15 protein-coding genes and 2 pseudogenes are annotated in these 17,121 nt (G+C 39.8%); 8 read left to right on the top strand and 9 right to left on the bottom strand.

Annotated elements, in window-relative coordinates:
• The first annotated feature begins 9 nt into the window (after positions 1–9).
• The 3 genes and pseudogenes from PGX00_RS04730 (at position 10) to luxS (ending at position 5,114) form a co-directional block, all read left to right on the top strand.
• On the top strand, positions 10–2,862 hold the full coding sequence (locus PGX00_RS04730; protein WP_272133341.1) for a M16 family metallopeptidase: 2,853 nt from the start codon (positions 10–12) through the stop codon (positions 2,860–2,862).
• Positions 2,863–2,990: 128 nt separating this feature from the next.
• Positions 2,991–4,555 (top strand): annotated as a pseudogene (gshA, locus tag PGX00_RS04735) (glutamate--cysteine ligase).
• Between the two features lie 43 nt (positions 4,556–4,598).
• Positions 4,599–5,114: an S-ribosylhomocysteine lyase gene (luxS, locus tag PGX00_RS04740; protein ID WP_272133343.1), complete on the top strand. Its 516-nt coding sequence runs from the start codon at positions 4,599–4,601 to the stop codon at positions 5,112–5,114.
• Between the two features lie 142 nt (positions 5,115–5,256).
• Here the strand turns inward: luxS and PGX00_RS04745 are convergent, their stop codons facing one another.
• Both PGX00_RS04745 and PGX00_RS04750 read right to left on the bottom strand, forming a co-directional pair.
• The gene (locus PGX00_RS04745; protein WP_272133345.1) at positions 5,257–6,522 is read right to left on the bottom strand and encodes an HlyC/CorC family transporter; all 1,266 of its coding nucleotides are present in this window, start codon (positions 6,520–6,522) and stop codon (positions 5,257–5,259) included.
• Between the two features lie 106 nt (positions 6,523–6,628).
• Positions 6,629–7,426, bottom strand: a complete 798-nt coding sequence (locus PGX00_RS04750) for a cytochrome C assembly family protein (RefSeq protein ID WP_272133347.1) — start codon at positions 7,424–7,426, stop codon at positions 6,629–6,631.
• A gap of 197 nt (positions 7,427–7,623) precedes the next feature.
• Between PGX00_RS04750 and ffh the strand changes: the two genes are divergently transcribed.
• From ffh to rplS, 5 genes are all read left to right on the top strand, one after another.
• Positions 7,624–9,015 carry a signal recognition particle protein gene (gene ffh / locus PGX00_RS04755; protein WP_272133349.1) on the top strand — a complete coding sequence of 464 codons (1,392 nt, stop codon included), beginning with the start codon at positions 7,624–7,626 and terminating at the stop codon, positions 9,013–9,015.
• 262 nt (positions 9,016–9,277) lie between these two features.
• Positions 9,278–9,526 (top strand): 30S ribosomal protein S16, encoded by a 249-nt coding sequence (rpsP, locus tag PGX00_RS04760; protein ID WP_272133352.1) that lies wholly within the window; start codon positions 9,278–9,280, stop codon positions 9,524–9,526.
• 18 nt (positions 9,527–9,544) lie between these two features.
• Complete coding sequence (rimM, locus tag PGX00_RS04765; protein ID WP_272137924.1) at positions 9,545–10,099, top strand: ribosome maturation factor RimM; 555 nt, start codon at positions 9,545–9,547, stop codon at positions 10,097–10,099.
• Positions 10,100–10,123: 24 nt separating this feature from the next.
• Positions 10,124–10,879 carry a tRNA (guanosine(37)-N1)-methyltransferase TrmD gene (gene trmD / locus PGX00_RS04770; RefSeq protein WP_272133353.1) on the top strand — a complete coding sequence of 252 codons (756 nt, stop codon included), beginning with the start codon at positions 10,124–10,126 and terminating at the stop codon, positions 10,877–10,879.
• A 41-nt stretch (positions 10,880–10,920) separates the two neighbouring features.
• Complete coding sequence (gene rplS / locus PGX00_RS04775) at positions 10,921–11,274, top strand: 50S ribosomal protein L19 (RefSeq protein ID WP_272133354.1); 354 nt, start codon at positions 10,921–10,923, stop codon at positions 11,272–11,274.
• Positions 11,275–11,372: 98 nt separating this feature from the next.
• Here the strand turns inward: rplS and yacG are convergent, their stop codons facing one another.
• The 7 genes and pseudogenes from yacG to PGX00_RS04815 all read right to left on the bottom strand — a co-directional run bounded on the left by yacG (position 11,373) and on the right by PGX00_RS04815 (position 16,920).
• Entirely contained in the window at positions 11,373–11,570 is a 198-nt protein-coding gene (gene yacG / locus PGX00_RS04780) for a DNA gyrase inhibitor YacG (protein ID WP_272137925.1), read from the bottom strand.
• A 24-nt stretch (positions 11,571–11,594) separates the two neighbouring features.
• Positions 11,595–12,335, bottom strand: a complete 741-nt coding sequence (gene zapD / locus PGX00_RS04785; RefSeq protein WP_272133356.1) for a cell division protein ZapD — start codon at positions 12,333–12,335, stop codon at positions 11,595–11,597.
• Entirely contained in the window at positions 12,332–12,976 is a 645-nt protein-coding gene (gene coaE / locus PGX00_RS04790; protein ID WP_272133357.1) for a dephospho-CoA kinase, read from the bottom strand. The genes zapD and coaE overlap by 4 nt, the downstream gene beginning before the upstream one ends.
• A 1-nt stretch (position 12,977) precedes the next feature.
• Positions 12,978–13,847 (bottom strand): prepilin peptidase, encoded by an 870-nt coding sequence (locus PGX00_RS04795; RefSeq protein WP_272133359.1) that lies wholly within the window; start codon positions 13,845–13,847, stop codon positions 12,978–12,980.
• Between the two features lie 35 nt (positions 13,848–13,882).
• Complete coding sequence (locus tag PGX00_RS04800; RefSeq protein WP_272133361.1) at positions 13,883–15,106, bottom strand: type II secretion system F family protein; 1,224 nt, start codon at positions 15,104–15,106, stop codon at positions 13,883–13,885.
• Positions 15,107–15,141: 35 nt separating this feature from the next.
• Positions 15,142–16,376 (bottom strand): annotated as a pseudogene (locus tag PGX00_RS04805) (GspE/PulE family protein).
• Between the two features lie 58 nt (positions 16,377–16,434).
• Positions 16,435–16,920, bottom strand: coding sequence for a pilin (locus tag PGX00_RS04815; RefSeq protein WP_272133368.1), 486 nt, complete (start codon positions 16,918–16,920; stop codon positions 16,435–16,437).
• Between the last annotated feature and the right edge of the window lie 201 nt (positions 16,921–17,121).

Here is a 17,121-nt window from a genome sequence, read left to right on the forward strand (position 1 = left end):
GAAATATTAATGAGTAAAATATGGTTCGGTGCAGTGTCTTTAGTTGCCTTATATGGCTGTTCTCAAACTGCATCTTTCGATAGTGACGTTCAAATACCAGAAAATATCACTTTTGTTGAGCAATCTATAGCTCAACCTAACAAGGTTTCGATTCCTTATTCGAAGTTTGTGTTGGATAACGGATTAACGTTGATTTTGTCACCTGATGATTCAGACCCTTTAGTGCACGTTGATGTGACCTATCATGTTGGTTCAGCGAGAGAGCAAGTTGGAAAATCTGGCTTTGCCCACTTTTTTGAGCACATGATGTTCCAAGGGTCGGAGCATGTTGGAGATCAAGAGCATTTCAAAATAATCACAGAAGCTGGTGGGACGCTTAACGGAACAACAAACCGAGATAGAACGAACTATTTTGAAACGGTTCCATCGAACCAGTTAGAGAAAGTCCTTTGGTTAGAGTCCGATCGTATGGGCTTTCTAATTGATGCCGTTTCACAGAAAAAATTCGAAATTCAGCGAGATACTGTTAAGAATGAACGAGCGCAAAATTATGATAATCGTCCTTATGGACTGATGTGGGAGCGGTTAGGAGAGGCACTTTATCCCGAAGGGCATCCTTATTCTTGGCAGACCATTGGGTATGTAGAAGATTTAGATAGGGTCGATGTTAATGATTTGAAAGCATTCTTCCTTCGTTGGTACGGTCCGAATAATGCGACATTAACTATCGGTGGCGATATCGATGTAGAACAAACATTAAATTGGGTTAATAAATATTTTGGCTCGATACCTACAGGCCCTGAAGTTGAAAAAGCAGATAAACAGCCAGTTGAATTAACGAAAGATAGATACATTACGCTTGAAGACCGCATTAAGCAGCCGATGGTGATGATTGGATGGCCAACCACTTATCGTGGAGAAGAGAGCCAAGCCGCATTAGATACGCTTGCTTCAGTCTTAGGTAGTGGTAAAAATAGTGTTCTCTATCAAGAGCTTGTGAAAAGTGAAAAGGTTATCGATGCTGGCGCATTCCACCAATGTGCAGAACTCTCTTGTAGTTTCTATGTTTATGCAATGGGAGACTCAGGTGAACAAGGTGATTTAAGCAAAATCTATGGGGATTTAATGTCAGCTCTGGTCGATTTCAAAGACACAGGAGTAGAGGAAGATAAGCTAGAGCAAATTATCGGTCAGGCAGAGTCTAGCGCTGTATTTGCTTTGCAAAGCGTTAGAGGAAAAGTGACACAGTTAGCATCCAATGAAACCTTTTATGGTCAGCCAGACAGGATAGAAATACAGCTTGAACAACTCAAAAGCGTGACTCCTGAAGCAGTAATGAGTGCTTATAACTCATTTGTCGATGGAAAAAACAAAGTCACTCTCAGCGTTGTACCAAAAGGGCAGCTCGACCTTGTTGTCAAACCAGCAAATTTTGTAACGCCAGAAAGAACATTGCCGACATATAAAAAAGTAAAAAACAGCGATTTGGAATACACCAAAGCGAAAGACAGCTTTGACCGTACACAAATGCCACCTGTAGGCGGTGCAGTCAAAGGCATTATGCCTGAGCTTTACAATGTATATTTAGACAATGGCATTGAAATATTAGGCAGCGAATCAAGAGAAACGCCTACTGTGGAACTACAAATTATGTTACCTGCAGGTCATAGATATGTTTCTAAAGGCAAAGAGGGACTGGCAAACTTTACTTCTGAAATGATGCAAGAAGGAACGACAGAGAGAAGCATTGAAACGATACAAGCTGAACTCGATAAATTAGGCAGTTCTATCAGTTTTGGTTCGGGAAACTATACAACAACGATTAGTGTATCCTCATTGGAGAAAAATCTTTCCCAGACGTTAGACATTGTGGAAGAAATGCTGTTTAAACCTGCGTTTAAGCAAGAGGACTTCGACCGGATAAAGAAACAATCTGTTGAGGGGCTTATCTATGAACATCAGAAACCAGCTTGGTTAGCCTCTCAAGCAACACGACAAATATTGTTTGGCCGATCAACATTTGGGCGTTCGAACGATGGCACTTTACAGTCTATAGAGAGCATTCAACTTGACGATGTGAAAGCATTTTATGACAGCAACTATACACCATTAGGTGCACAGGTCGTCGTTGTAGGAGATGTATCGAAAGAAACATTGATTCAAAATCTTAGCTTCATGAGTGATTGGCAAGGATCTGATGCGCCAATTCTTCGCCCACAAATAGTAAAAGCAAAAGATACACAGCATATCTATCTTATCGATAAGCCAAAAGCTCCTCAAAGTGTGGTTAGATTGGTGAGACAAGGATTACCGTATGACACGGTGGGTGAGCAGTATCTAAGCCAGTTGGCGAATTTTAATCTTGCAGGTAATTTCAATAGCCGTATTAACCAGAACTTGCGTGAAGATAAAGGCTATACCTATGGTGCCAGTGGCTATCATGCGAGTAATCGGGAAATCGGTATCATTGTCTTTGATGCTCAAGTTCGAGCGGACTCTACTATCCCGTCGATTCAAGAGTTAATCAAAGAGATGAAGCAATATAGTGAAGGTGGAATGACATCAAAAGAGCTTTCATTTATGCGCTTAGCGGTTGGTCAACAAGACGCGTTGAAATACGAAACACCAAGCCAGAAGGCTAGGCTGTTATCTAACATAATTAATTATTCGTTGGATGAAGATTATGTTGAGCAGCGTAATACGGTATTAAGTAACGTGAGTCGCTCCAAGTTGAATGATGTAGCAAGCAAATGGTTTAACCCAAAAGATTATCAAATTATCGTTGTTGGGGATGCGAATACGCTTAAGCCTCAATTAGAAAAATTAGATATACCGCTTATAGAGCTTGAAATATCAAAATAGAGAACGCATATAGGAGAGAGAGGTGATTGAATGCCTCTCTTTTTTCTCTTTGTATAACAAAATGCAGAGCTAGTAATTTATATAAAAAAGCGTAATCTACGCAAAAACATGAAAAAGTGACCACTGTTTTGACAAATTTTTCCTCTAGGCTTAAAAAAGTAGCGAAAAACCCTGACAATTTTAAAAATATTGGTCGTGGTGTTGAGCGTGAAACTCTGAGATATACTTTAGATGGGCATTTAGCTTTAACTCCACATCCTGCCGGCCTGGGGTCAGCTTTAACAAATAAGTGGGTGACTACCGATTTTTCCGAGTCCCTACTAGAATTTATAACTCCTGTTTCTTCTAACGTAGAAGAGTTAGTCGGGCAGTTATCTGATATCCACCACTTTACAATGAAAGAGATGGGAGACGAGAAACTGTGGCCGCTTTCTATGCCTTGTTATGTAGAAAATGAAGATGATATTGCCTTTGCTCAATATGGCTCGTCGAATGTAGGCAAAATGAAGACGTTATACCGTAAAGGATTGAAAAATCGTTATGGTAGTTTGATGCAAATTATTTCTGGCGTTCATTTTAATTTTTCGTTTCCAGATAGCTTATGGGATTCTCTTTACGGGGATCAATCTGAGGATGAAAGAGCCAATACAAAGTCTGATGAATACTTCAATGTTATTCGGAATTATTACCATTTTGGTTGGCTTATCCCTTATTTTTTGGTGCATCTCCTGCAATCTGTTCTTCGTTTTTGCAAGGCAGAGAGACACAACTACCTTTTGAAAATGTCGGTCATACGCTTTATCTTCCTTACGGTACTTCGTTAAGGTTGAGTGACTTAGGTTATACTAATAGTGCTCAAAGTGAACTGAAAATTAGCTACAACAATCTGGAAGAGTATCTAGAAGGGTTAGAGAAAGCCATTCATACGCCTTCCGATGATTTTGCTCAAATAGGTATTAAGGTTAACGGTGAATACCAACAACTCAATAGCAACGTACTTCAGATTGAAAACGAATTGTACGCGCCGATTCGAGCAAAACGTGTCAGTGAACCTGGCGAAAAGCCGTCAGAGGCTTTGAAACGTGGTGGTGTAGAATATATAGAAGTTCGATCGCTTGATGTAAATCCGTTTAGTCCTATTGGTGTCACTAAGGAACAGATTCGATTTTTAGATCTATTTTTAACATGGTGTTTAATTAAGGATACTGGACCAATTGATAACAAAGAGCTTTGTTGTTGGAAAGATAACTGGAATCGAGTTATTCAAGAAGGTCGAAAACCTGATTTAATGCTAGCAGAAGGTTGCAATGGTAAAGAAAGAACATTGCATGATTACACAAAACAGATATTTGCTGATCTACAGTTGATAGCTGTAGAGATGGACGCCGCAAACGGTGGAAATGAATATCAACAGACATGCCAAGAGCTGATGACGTGGATCGAAAACCCTGAGTTGACGATTTCAGGACGACTGTTAGAAAAAACAAAAGAGTTAGGTGGTATTGGGCAAGTAGGAACCACTTATGGCTCAGAATATAGAGATTTTCATTTAGCTAATAGCTATAAGGTTTATAACCAGCAAGCGATGTTAAACGAAGTTAATGCTTCTGTTCAAAGCCAAAAACTTATTGAACAATCAGATGAAATGAATTTTGATGAATTTCTCGAAGATTACTTCTCTTACTTAAAATAATGAACTGGCTCGAATACAGAGTCGAGCTAATGGAGACAGAAGAATGCCGTTACTAGATAGCTTTACCGTTGATCATACAAGAATGAATGCGCCTGCTGTACGCGTAGCAAAGACAATGCAAACACCGAAAGGGGATACGATAACTGTATTCGATTTACGTTTTTGTGTGCCGAATAAAGAGATACTCTCTGAACAAGGAATTCATACTTTAGAACATCTTTATGCGGGCTTTATGCGTGCACATTTGAATGGAGGTGATATTGAAATTATCGATATCTCTCCAATGGGTTGCCGTACAGGTTTCTATATGAGCTTGATTGGTACTCCTTCAGAAGAGCGCGTTGCTGAGGCTTGGTTGGCAGCTATGGAAGACGTTTTAAAAGTAGAGAACCAAAATAATATTCCCGAGCTTAATGAATATCAGTGTGGTACGTATGGTATGCATTCACTTTCCGACGCAAAAAGTATTGCTAAGAATGTAATTGAAGCTGGTGTTCTAGTGAATAAAAATGATGAATTAGCTTTGCCTGCTTCTATGTTGGAAGAGCTAAATAAGTAGATGATATTTATACGGAACTAGGAGAGTTGGTGAGTAATGTGGAGATAACTCTGTAAATCACTCAAAATTTTCTGAAATGATCAAAAAAGGAGTATAACGGTATGGTTATACTCCTTTTTTATTAAATATTTATCAGATGCAGCTACTTCCTAGCGGGAAAAACCTTAACAAGACTTATCTTATTCTCAGTAAATTTCATAATTTCCATTGGGTGCCTTTCAACCTCAATACTGACTTGGCTCTCAGGAATGTCTTCTAAATGCTCTAAAATAAGACCATTTAGTGTCCTAGGCCCATCGGTTGGAAGCTTCCATTTTAAACCTTTATTAATATCTCGAATATTGGCACTACCTTCAATAAGAAAGCTACCGTCACCTTGTGGTGTTATTTCTTCGGATAGGCTAGGGGCAATAGAGGTAGTAAATTCCCCCACAATCTCCTCCAAAATATCTTCTAAAGTAACGAGGCCGATAATATCGCCATATTCATCAACGATGAGTCCAATCCTTTCTTTGTTTCGTTGGAATTTGAGCAGTTGAACGTTTAACGGTGTTGCTTCTGGTATGAAATAGACCTCATCTGCAGCGCGTAAAAGCGTTTCTTTTGTGAACTCATTTTTTTCTAGCATCAGACGGTAGGCTTCACGGAGACGCAGCATTCCAACAACTTCATCTATCTGATCTCGATAAAGTACGATTCGCCCATGAGGTGAATGGGTAAGTTGCCGTACAATAGATTTCCAATCATCATTAATATCGATACCGGTGATCTCATTTCTTGGTACCATAATATCGTTGACGGCTACATTTTCTAAATCAAGAATAGACACCAACATGTCTTGGTGGCGACGAGGAATTAAGCCTCCAGCCTCGTTTACAACCGTACGGAGCTCATCTGAACTTAAAGGGTCTTCTGTTGCGTGAGTTGCTCTAATGCCTAATAGTCTCAAAACACCGTTGGTAATTAAGTTTACTAAGAGAACTAATGGAGCAAGTATCTTCATTAGCACATTTAGAATGAGACTACTGGTATAAGCAACTTTTTCTGGATAGAGTGAAGCCAAAGTTTTAGGTGTGACTTCAGCGAAGACAAGCACAACAAGTGTTAGCAATCCGGTTGAGATGGCAACCCCTACATCGCCAAAAAGGCGCATACCAAGAATTGTCGCGATAGCAGAAGCAAGGATATTAACTAAGTTGTTTCCAATAAGGATAAGCCCTATAAGGCGGTCAGGGCGGCTTAATAGCTTTTCGACACGCTTAGCTCCCTTATGTCCTTCTCCTGCAAGGTGCTTTAGTCGATATCGATTTAATGACATCATTCCGGTTTCTGAACCTGAAAAATAACCAGAAATGACGATTAGACATGCGAGAATGGCAAACAGTATACCCGTTGATATGTCATTCAATGTGTAGAGTTCCTTTTTTCAATTATCGCTCAATTAATGACCTAAATCATTTGGGCTGTCAATTATAATATCGGTAAAACTATGGTTTTAGTGACGGATAATTGGATTAGTTTAATATGATTTCTCGGACGAAGCGGCTGCCAAAATAGGCAAGTGTTAACAAAGTAGCTCCCGCGATAGCAAACCAAGTTACTTTTTTACCACGCCAGCCTTTTTGATAATGTCCCCAGAGTAATATCGAATAAATTACCCAAGCGACAAATGATAAAATGGACTTGTGAGCCGAACCTCGAGCAAACATATCGTCTAAAAATACAAATCCAGATAAGAGGGTTAAGGTCAATAACCCATTACCAAGAAGAATAATATTGAAAAGTTGTCTTTCAACCTTCATTAGTGGAGGTAAGTTAGGATTAATTGCCATCGCTTTCTTGTTTTTCAGTTTATAGTCTAACCATGCTAGTTGAATAGCATACAGAGCCGCGATAGTTAATGTTACATAGGCAAACAGTGCGATTGTAATGTGGATTAACAACCCCATCTTACCTTCAAAGTGGGTAATAAAAGTGCCCGGTAAAAAGCTAGAAGCAAGGATACTTATAATAGAGAAACCGTAGACCACGGGTAGCAAAAACCACAAACGCGCTTTGAACATCGCAAAACTCATTACTAATGAGGTTATAAAACTGACGACAGAGGCAACATTAAGAATACTTAAATTTTGCCCGCCCGCATTGCTGTGTATTTGGCCGTGTAGCAACCATGCGTGGAAAACAATAGCTAAAGCAGCGCTAATGAACACCGTTTTCGCTTTTATTTTGGTCTGCTGGGATAGCCCAGGTACTATAGTCGCTGTAGCAAGCGCATATAAAATAGCAGAGGCAATCGCGATTAAGCTGTCCATAGTTTCCTAATAAATTCTTGTTTAATGAACAGATTATAACGCGATTAAACTCGATGAGCTATCTAAGGGTTGAATAAATCCTCGTTTAGATTTTGGAAGATCTAATACCTAAGGTATACTGCCGAGATTAATCGCCTTTGCTTTGCGAAAAGGTTTTGCGAAAAGGTTTTGCGAAGAATCCAGCTAAAGAGACAGACATGTTTGAAAATTTAACGGATAGACTATCCAGAACACTTAAAAATATTAGCGGCAAAGGCCGTTTAACAGAAGACAACATAAAAGAGACGTTACGTGAAGTTCGTATGGCTCTTTTGGAAGCTGACGTGGCACTTCCCGTAATACGCGAGTTTATCAAACGCGTAAAAGAGAGTGCGGTTGGTGTAGAAGTTTCGAAATCATTATCTCCTGGCCAAGAATTCATAAAAATAGTTCAAAAAGAGCTAGAAGGAGTAATGGGTGAATCAAATGAGGCGTTAAATCTTGCGGCTCAACCTCCAGCTGTCGTTTTGATGGCTGGTTTGCAAGGTGCGGGTAAAACAACCAGTGTTGGTAAACTCTCTAAGCACTTAAAAGAAGTTGATAAGAAAAAAGTACTGGTTGTTTCTGCTGATGTTTATCGCCCTGCGGCGATTAAACAGTTGGAGACACTTGCTACTGACGTAGGTGTGGACTTTTTCCCTTCATCAGCCGACCAAAAGCCAATAGATATTGCGAATGCAGCCGTTGATCATGCTAAGAAGAAATTCTATGACGTTCTTTTAGTTGATACCGCGGGTCGTCTAGCCATCGATGAGCAGATGATGGGGGAAATTAAAGACCTTCATACTGCGATAGCGCCAGTAGAAACCTTATTTGTCGTTGATGCGATGACTGGTCAAGATGCGGCTAATACAGCGAAAGCGTTTGGTGATGCATTGCCTTTGACAGGGGTTATCCTGACAAAAGTGGATGGTGATGCTCGTGGTGGTGCGGCTCTTTCCGTTCGCCATATCACAGGAAAACCAATTAAGTTTTTAGGTGTGGGGGAAAAGACCGACGCACTTGAACCTTTCCATCCAGATCGTGTTGCTTCACGTATTTTGGGAATGGGTGATGTTCTCTCTTTGATTGAAGACTTAGAGCGCAATGTCGATAAAAATAAAGCCGCTAAGATGGCGAAGAAGTTCAAAGAGAAAAAAGGTTTTGATCTTGAAGACTTCCGTGAACAGTTAGGGCAGATGCAGAACATGGGCGGAATGATGGGGATGATGGATAAACTTCCTGGAATGAGCAACCTACCTGCTAACGTTAAAGATAAAGTAGACGATAAAATGTTTAACCAAATGGAGGCGATGATTAACTCCATGACAATGAAAGAGCGTTTACGTCCAGAACTCATTAAAGGTTCACGTAAAAAGCGTATTGCCGCAGGATCTGGTACACAAGTGCAAGATGTAAACCGTATGCTGAAACAGTTCACTCAAATGCAGAAAATGATGAAAAAAATGCAAAAAGGTGGCATGAAAGGCATGATGAGAAATATGCAAGGTATGATGGGCGGCATGGGCGGCGGTGGAATGGGCGGTATGGGTGGCCCATTCGGTAGATAGCAATAAAATTTTCGAGTACTCATGGTCTTCCTCTCTATATTTTAGATAGGAACTGAGTGAGTGCTCGAGCCCCTTTAATTCAATGAGTTATACCTTTCACTTTTATCCTTCGAATCTAAACCTTTTAGACATCACAAAAATCCTTGCAAAAGACCCAAATAAGAGTAAAATTCCGAGGCTTTAAATTGGCACGAGACCCCAAACTGTTTAAATAATGAACGGTTTTTGGGGTTAATTTTTTTGAGAAAGCAAAGAGGACGATATGGTTACCATTCGTTTGGCACGTCACGGCGCTAAGAAGCGTCCATTTTACCAAATCGTAGTAGCAGATAGCCGCAATGCAGCTACTGGCCGCTACATTGAGAACGTTGGTTTCTTTAACCCAACAGCTCAAGGTCAAGAAGAAGGTCTACGTATAGACCTAGACCGCGTTAACCATTGGGTTAGCGAAGGTGCTTCTCTATCTGACCGTGTTGCAAAACTAGTTAAAGACGTTCAAAAAGCGGCTTAATTGGTAGGCAACAAAGCAATGTCGGTTAAAGGAAACGAACTAATGAAAGAGCAAGCTGAAAGAATCGTAGTTGGCAAATTTGGTGCTACTTACGGTATCAAAGGTTGGCTTAAAGTTATTTCCTATACGGACGATGCTGAAAGCATTTTTGACTATAGTCCTTGGTATATAAACCAAAAGGGCAAATGGGTTGAATATAAGGTTGAAAGTTGGAAGCGTCATAACAAAGGTATGGTTGCTAAAATTGAAGGTTTAGAGGTCCGAGAGGATGCTCATCTTCTAACTAACTTTGAAATTGTAATTAATCCAGAGTCACTACCTGAACTGTCAGAAGATGAATTCTACTGGCGCGAATTGTTTGGAATGCAGGTTTTAACAACGAAGGGATATGACTTAGGTACTGTCTCCGATATGTTAGAAACTGGTTCAAATGATGTTTTAGTAGTGAAAGCAAATTTGAAAGATGCTTTTGGCCAAAAGGAACGATTAATTCCGTTTCTTGAAGAGCAAGTGATTAAGAATATTGATCGCGATGCTCAACGGATCGAAGTTGACTGGGATCCTGGGTTTTAATTCCACAGTAGAGCGAGAGAACAGATGTGGGTTGGCATAATTAGCCTATTTCCTGATATGTTCCGTTCAATTACTGAATTTGGAGTTACAGGTCAAGCGGTTAAAAAAGGTCTTTTGTCGGTAGAGTTATGGAATCCTAGAGATTTCACTCATGACAAACATCGAACAGTCGATGATAGACCTTACGGTGGTGGTCCTGGCATGTTAATGATGGTGCAGCCTTTGCGCGAAGCCATACAAACTGCCAAGAAAGCAGCACCGGGAAAGACGAAGGTGATCTATCTCTCTCCTCAAGGTCGGAAGCTCGACCAAAAAGGAGTAGAAGAGTTAGCTACTAACAAGAATATGATTCTTATTTGTGGCCGTTACGAAGGGATAGATGAACGCATCATACAATCTGAAGTTGATGAAGAATGGTCAATTGGAGATTTTGTGATGACGGGTGGTGAACTACCAGCTATGACGTTAATTGATTCAGTTTCTAGGTTTATTCCTGGGGTGTTGGGTGATTTTTCGTCAGCGGAGGAAGATTCTTTCGCAAATGGTCTGTTAGATTGTCCTCACTATACTCGTCCTGATGTTTTGGATGGATTAGAAGTACCTTTGGTGCTTAAATCTGGAAATCATAAGGACATTCGTCGCTGGCGATTAAAGCAATCGTTAGGCCGTACTTGGCTAAGAAGACCAGAGCTCCTGGAAAACCTAGCTCTGACTGACGAACAGGAACAATTACTAGCTGAGTTTGTAAAAGACCATCGGTCTAAAAATGCAGTTAAGTAACCTATTTTATTTAGTATCAGTTTATTCTAGGAATTTTAAAAATGAGTAACATCATCAAGGCTCTTGAAGAAGAGCAAATGAAACAAGACCTTCCAAAGTTCAGCCCAGGTGACACTGTTGTTGTTCAAGTTAAGGTAAAAGAAGGCGATCGCGAGCGTTTACAGGCTTTTGAAGGCGTTGTAATCGGTATTCGTAATCGTGGTCTACATTCAGCATTTACTGTTCGTAAAATTTCGAACGGTGAAGGTGTTGAGCGTACGTTCCAAACTCACTCTCCAATGGTTGATAGCATTGAAGTTAAACGCCGTGGTGCAGTACGTCGTGCCAAGTTGTACTACCTACGTGAGCGTTCTGGTAAGTCAGCTCGTATTAAAGAGAAGCTTGCTAAGAAGTAATGCTAACCAGCATTCTCAAATAGAAACGGGTTCCATATGGAACCCGTTTTTTTATGCTTGAAAAATGATCGTTTACAACAAAAGTGTTTGATCAGTTATTAATAAGGATCTTCAGACCAGCCGTCTGAGTCTGACATATCTGGTGCGCCTGGTATGGTGTTTTCTTCATCGGCCCATTCACCAAAATCTATCATTTGGCACTGCTTACTGCAGAATGGACGATATTGACTTTCAGGGCTCCAAACAACGTCTTTCTTACATTGTGGGCAAGGGACAACCGTTAATTTCGGTTCAATAGGTGTCGACACGAGTTAGTTTCCTTAATTACAAATAGCGAGATCAAACTCGACATCTTGGCTGTATGCTTGACCGTTTTCAAAAGACATAAACTTAATCGAAAATCGTTTTTTGTGCCCAGAAATCACAGGGAAAACACCATCAGCTAAAGGAATGTTCAGCCGTAAAATGTTGGCTTCTTCCGCGTCACTTTGATAAAAGCCATTTCGAGCAATTTGTGGATTAAAATATCCTGTTTCACGACAAAGCTTTAGCCAAAGGTTAAGTGATTTAGATAATGGTGCGAGAGTATTCATCCAACCTTCAGCGTTTCTTTGTCTTTGCTCTATAGGAAGGTGATTCCAATAATGCAAAGCCGGTAGGTCAAAACAACAGGTGCCACCAGGCAGGTTAAATCGTTGACGAATTGAGCTTAAAAACCGATCTTCTTTTAATGACCGACCAAAGCGTTCTGCTGCCATGAGATATTTATGAGTGGTATCTATTTCTTCAAGGACAGTGAGTAACTTCTCTTGGTCAACCCCATCGACGTTTAGCCAATGTTTGTAATTTAATCGCTGTTTTTCAAGGTCTTTAGCCAATTCTGCTTTTAATTGGATCTGCTCAAATATCTCAAGCAAATCAAAAATAGAGCGGAAAAATTGATGATACTGTTGATTATCGGAGAAGTTTGCGGAGTGATGCATTTGTCTCATGAGTGCTTCGACTCTAAGATAAATGCGGGTTTTTTCATTCAATGGGTGTTCAAATTTGTGTTTTGTCATTCCGCGACCTTATCGTCTCCTTTGGATGGATTCTTTTTTCTGTCTTGACAAAGAGTCATATAGTGTTGATGCAGCTTCGAAATTTGAGCAAGAAGTTCAATGCTGCCGTTATCATTTTGAATGATATCATCGGCAAATTGTAATCTCTCAACTCTGTCTGCTTGAGCTGAAAGTATCGATTCAACTTGACCCTTCGAAACGTTATCTCGTTTCATCGTCCTTTCTATTTGTACTTCTGTACTAACATCAACAACCAAGATTCGATCAGTCATTGATTGTAGTTGATTTTCAACCAATAAGGGAACTACTAATAGTGCATAAGGCGTTGTTATCTTGTCGAGATCTTGCTTCATCTTGTGGCGAATTATAGGGTGAAGCAGATTATTTAGCCATGCTTTCTCATTTTTGTCTGTAAATATAAGCGACCTTAGCGCCTCTCTATTAAGTTCGCCATTTGCTTTCAGCACACTTTTACCAAAGTGTTTAACAATTTTCTCTAAGCCTATGGTGCCAGGTTGAACAACTTCGCGCGCTACAACATCAGCATCCACAATATCAATATTGTAGTGCTGTTGAAATAGGTTTGCGACGGTCGTTTTACCGCTAGCGATACCACCAGTTAATCCAATGGTGTAAGGCATACTAAATCCCCAATACCGAGGAGTAGTACCAAACCATTATCTGGTCTCCCCATATCAAACTTACCCATCCAGCAATCGCAAGATAGGGTCCAAAGGGAAACTGTTTCTCTAAACCTTGTTTTTGCATGCGAAGTTGAATCAGTCCGAATATTAAACCAACAAATGAGGACAGCAAAATTATCATTGGTAGGTGTTGCCAACCTAACCAAGCGCCGAGTGCCGCAAGAAGTTTAAAATCGCCATATCCCATCCCTTCTTTACCTGTGACTATTTTAAAAATCCAATAGACACTCCATAGACAAAGATATCCTGCAATGGTTCCTATTACTGCATCTTGAAGGGACACAGGGCTCAACCCTATTAAAGCTAAAAACAGACCAATCCAAGTTAAAGGAAGAGTAATTTGGTCGGGTAAAAGCATAGTGTCGAGATCTATAAATGTCGCTGCGATTAATGCAAAAGAGAAAAAGATAAGTGCAATCGAGTAATAACTAGGTTCGAAGTAATAGGCAATAATAGCACTCATGCTGGCAGTTAATAGCTCAATCAATGGGTAACGAACACTAATAGGGTTTTGGCACTGATGGCATTTTCCTCGAAGCAACACCCAGCTAAGCACGGGGATATTGTCGATAAGGCGCAAAGGTGACTTGCACTTAGGGCATGTCGAACGAGGAACGCTTAAGTTAAATTTATCGTTATTTAATGGGATATTTAATTCAGGAAACGTTTCAGCACAATCTTGCTTCCATTCTCGTTCCATCATGATAGGTAAACGGTATATCACAACATTTAGAAAACTGCCGACAATGAGTCCAAATATCCCAGCAAGAAAGGGATAAAGCCAAGGGTAATACTCAAATAATTCCATTTATAGGCCCAAATAGCGTAGGTGCGATACGCATTCTATCCTAATATGTTCATCATGTTAAAGATAGGTAGGTAGATAGCCACAACTAAACTTCCCACAACGAGACCTAAAAATAGAATCAGTAATGGTTCTATCAAGGTGTTCAGTTTTTCTATGCTGGCATCAAGCTCTGAGTCTAAGGTGTCAGCTACTTTATCCAGCATATGTTCTAGTGTGCCAGATTGTTCACCCACCATAATCATTTGTACCATGAGGTTTGGAAAACAGTCGCTAGTTTTCATTGCAATATAAATGGGTACTCCAGTTGATACTTCATGGAATAAGTGCTGTATTGCCGCTTTATAATAAAGGTTGCTGGTTAAATTGATGCTGTTGCGAATTGCACTAATGATAGGAATACCAGAACGTACAGTCACAGCTAAAGAGCGATTAAATTTAGCAGTGACAGATTTTGCAAGTAGAGGACCAATCACTGGAAGTTGGAGTACTTTTTTGTCAATAAACAGGTGGAAACGATGAGAATGGAAAGTCAGTGCTCTATATAGCCCAAGAATAGCTACAATACTGAGTAATAATTTGACGGAATTGTTGCTTAACCAGTGGGACAAAAAAATAATTTTTTGAGTAAACCAGGGTAATTGAGCATCAAAGTTATGGAACATGTTTTCGAACTCGGGAATAACACTTACTAACATTAAGTAAGTGATAGAAAGTGCCAGTATTAAAACAAATATTGGATAGATCATCGCTTTTGCTATTTTGGATCTCTGTTGTTCAGCGTTCTCTCTATATTTAGAGATTCTCTCGAACGTTTCAGCCAGTTGTCCAGAGAGTTCAGCGTTAGAGATCAGATTGATGTAAGTATCATCAAATAAGGGTGTCGCCTTTTTTAGGGCTTCGGAGAGTGAGTCCCCCTCTTCAATTGCATGTTTAATGGTCGTAATGGTCAGTTGTCCGCTTAATTTTGGGTGATTTCTTTCGATTAATTCTAAAGATGATACTAAAGAAAGCCCAGCATTAAGCATTGTGGTTAACTGTCGAGTAAATAGATTGATATCCGCGCCAGTCATGCGTTGGTTTCTCAATGACAGAAATGGCGTTTTGACTTGTTTTATACAGCGAATTTTAATCTGCTTCTGGGCTAGTATTGAGATTACTTCATATCTATTTTTCGCAAATATGGTGTCTGTGATACTTTGACCTGACAGGTTTTTCCCATGCCAACGGTAGCAGCGATAAGGATGCGGAGTTTGGTTCATTACGTATCTCTACTTGGCTTTGCAATTAGTTAGTTTTAAAAAACTAAGGTTCTCTTTAATTCTTCAATGCTTGTTAAACCTAAAAATAACGTATTTTTTCCTGACTCATACAGAGAAGTAAACCCAGTTTGTTGTGCTGTTTCATTGATTACCGAAGCGCTGCTTTTATGCTCAATTTTTTTCACTAACGTTTTGTTTATTTTAAGTACTTCAAAAATGCCAACCCTTCCAAAATAACCGTTAATACATTCTGAGCAGCCCTCAGAGTTTGCTTTGTAAATCTTTTGATTAGGTTCAGACTGTGAGGAATTATCTAAATCTATTTTCTTGCAGAACGGACATAACGCCCTAGCTAAGCGTTGTGCAATGACTAACGATAAACATGAAGCTAGGCTATATTTATCCACTCCCATATTGATCAACCTTGTAATGGCTTCGCTAGCAGAATTAGTATGCAGTGTTGAAAGGACAAGGTGGCCTGTTTGTGCCGCTTTTATAACGATTTCAGCGCTTTCAATGTCTCGAATTTCTCCAATCATGATCACATCTGGATCTTGCCTTAATAGTGCCTTTAGAGTTGCGATGAAGTTTAGGTTGGTTTTGTTATTTACTTGAACTTGATTGATACCGAACAAGTTAATTTCAATCGGGTCTTCCGCTGTTGATATGTTCTTTTCGGGCGTGTTTAGATAATTCAACGCTGCATATAGCGAAACGGTTTTTCCGCTTCCCGTCGGTCCCGTAACCAAAACCAATCCTTGAGGCTTTTTAATCGTAGTTAAATAGTGGTCGAGTTGTGTAGGTGATAAACCTAACGCCATGATATCTAGAGGTACGGATTGTGTTTTTAGTAATCGAAGGACAACTTTTTCCCCCATAAAGTGGGGAGAGTGGAAACACGAATATCAACACTTTGTGAGGAAGTTAGAGTGTGTTTTATGCGTCCGTCTTGAGGAAGTCGTTTTTCAGAAATATCTAAGTTGGCTAATACCTTGATTCTAGAAGAGAGCCGCTGTGCTAATTGTATTTCCGGTGAGTCAATTTCTACTAGGACTCCATCACACCGTAAGCGTATTCGATATTCATGTTCATAGGGTTCGAAATGAATATCTGATGCTCTTTTCTGAATGGCTTCAAACAGAACTTGGTTAATATATCGACTGATTGGATCGTTATTCTGAGAACCAATACTAGCGGAGTTTAATTCGTCATTTGAGATAGGGACCAATTCTGATAATTGGTTATTACTGATCTTGTGTTCTATATCCATAAGCAACCTCTATTTGCAAAACGAGAAATGATAAAATTTCCAATTCAATAGCGTGTGATTACAATATTGTTTTTGTTGAGCAATATTTTGGGATGATTGTATTAGTAGCAATATCTGTTAAGCAGGTCCAAGCGCCAGCGCTATCTCGGTTAAGTGCGATTTTTTTCATATTAAAAAGAGTATTAGTGTCCATTGTTAGTATTAGCTGTCCAGATAGAGGGTTGCTGGTTATAGCTTTTGTTTCAATGGTACCGAGCGGTGAAGTCGTAGCGCCAAGAATTGGTTTTACCTCGCTGGTGGAGAGAGTTGGGAACTTACCTTCTGTCACGATGTAATCTTCGACATTTATTTTTAGCGCGGAAAGCGTTGCCATAGCGGCACCCAACTGAGATTTCTTTACGTAATTTTGATACTGAGGAATCGCGATAGAGGACAATACACCTATAACAGCGACTACGATCATTAATTCTATTAGTGTAAAGCCGTTTGAGCGTAGATTGAGAGTATGTGTTGTGATGAGATGGTGGTTTGTACTTAAAACCATAATGCTTTCCACTTTAAATGAAGTTGAAAAGCAAGCGTAAAAAGAGGGCGGATAAACTGAAATGCTCTTAATCATAGAACACGTGTGAGTTAATAAAAATAATGACTTGTTTCAAGTCTTGCTAGAAAGGATTCAGCGGAAAGAATAAAAAAACATGCTTAATGGCATACTTACATCCAAAAACAAAAAAAGAGGCTGTGC

Origin of the sequence: Vibrio algarum (assembly GCF_028204155.1) — a bacterium.
Classification (GTDB): domain Bacteria; phylum Pseudomonadota; class Gammaproteobacteria; order Enterobacterales; family Vibrionaceae; genus Vibrio; species Vibrio algarum.

Excerpts from the sequence above, each read along its gene's own strand:
- PGX00_RS04730 (WP_272133341.1), top strand. The coding sequence starts at position 10 with ATGAGTAAAATATGGTTCGGTGCAGTGTCTTTAGTTGCCTTATATGGC.
- luxS (WP_272133343.1), top strand. The coding sequence starts at position 4,599 with ATGCCGTTACTAGATAGCTTTACCGTTGATCATACAAGAATGAATGCG.
- PGX00_RS04750 (WP_272133347.1), bottom strand. The coding sequence starts at position 7,426 with ATGGACAGCTTAATCGCGATTGCCTCTGCTATTTTATATGCGCTTGCT.
- ffh (WP_272133349.1), top strand. The coding sequence starts at position 7,624 with ATGTTTGAAAATTTAACGGATAGACTATCCAGAACACTTAAAAATATT.
- rpsP (WP_272133352.1), top strand. The coding sequence starts at position 9,278 with ATGGTTACCATTCGTTTGGCACGTCACGGCGCTAAGAAGCGTCCATTT.
- rimM (WP_272137924.1), top strand. The coding sequence starts at position 9,545 with ATGTCGGTTAAAGGAAACGAACTAATGAAAGAGCAAGCTGAAAGAATC.
- trmD (WP_272133353.1), top strand. The coding sequence starts at position 10,124 with ATGTGGGTTGGCATAATTAGCCTATTTCCTGATATGTTCCGTTCAATT.
- rplS (WP_272133354.1), top strand. The coding sequence starts at position 10,921 with ATGAGTAACATCATCAAGGCTCTTGAAGAAGAGCAAATGAAACAAGAC.
- zapD (WP_272133356.1), bottom strand. The coding sequence starts at position 12,335 with ATGACAAAACACAAATTTGAACACCCATTGAATGAAAAAACCCGCATT.
- coaE (WP_272133357.1), bottom strand. The coding sequence starts at position 12,976 with ATGCCTTACACCATTGGATTAACTGGTGGTATCGCTAGCGGTAAAACG.
- PGX00_RS04795 (WP_272133359.1), bottom strand. The coding sequence starts at position 13,847 with ATGGAATTATTTGAGTATTACCCTTGGCTTTATCCCTTTCTTGCTGGG.
- PGX00_RS04800 (WP_272133361.1), bottom strand. The coding sequence starts at position 15,106 with ATGAACCAAACTCCGCATCCTTATCGCTGCTACCGTTGGCATGGGAAA.
- PGX00_RS04815 (WP_272133368.1), bottom strand. The coding sequence starts at position 16,920 with ATGGTTTTAAGTACAAACCACCATCTCATCACAACACATACTCTCAAT.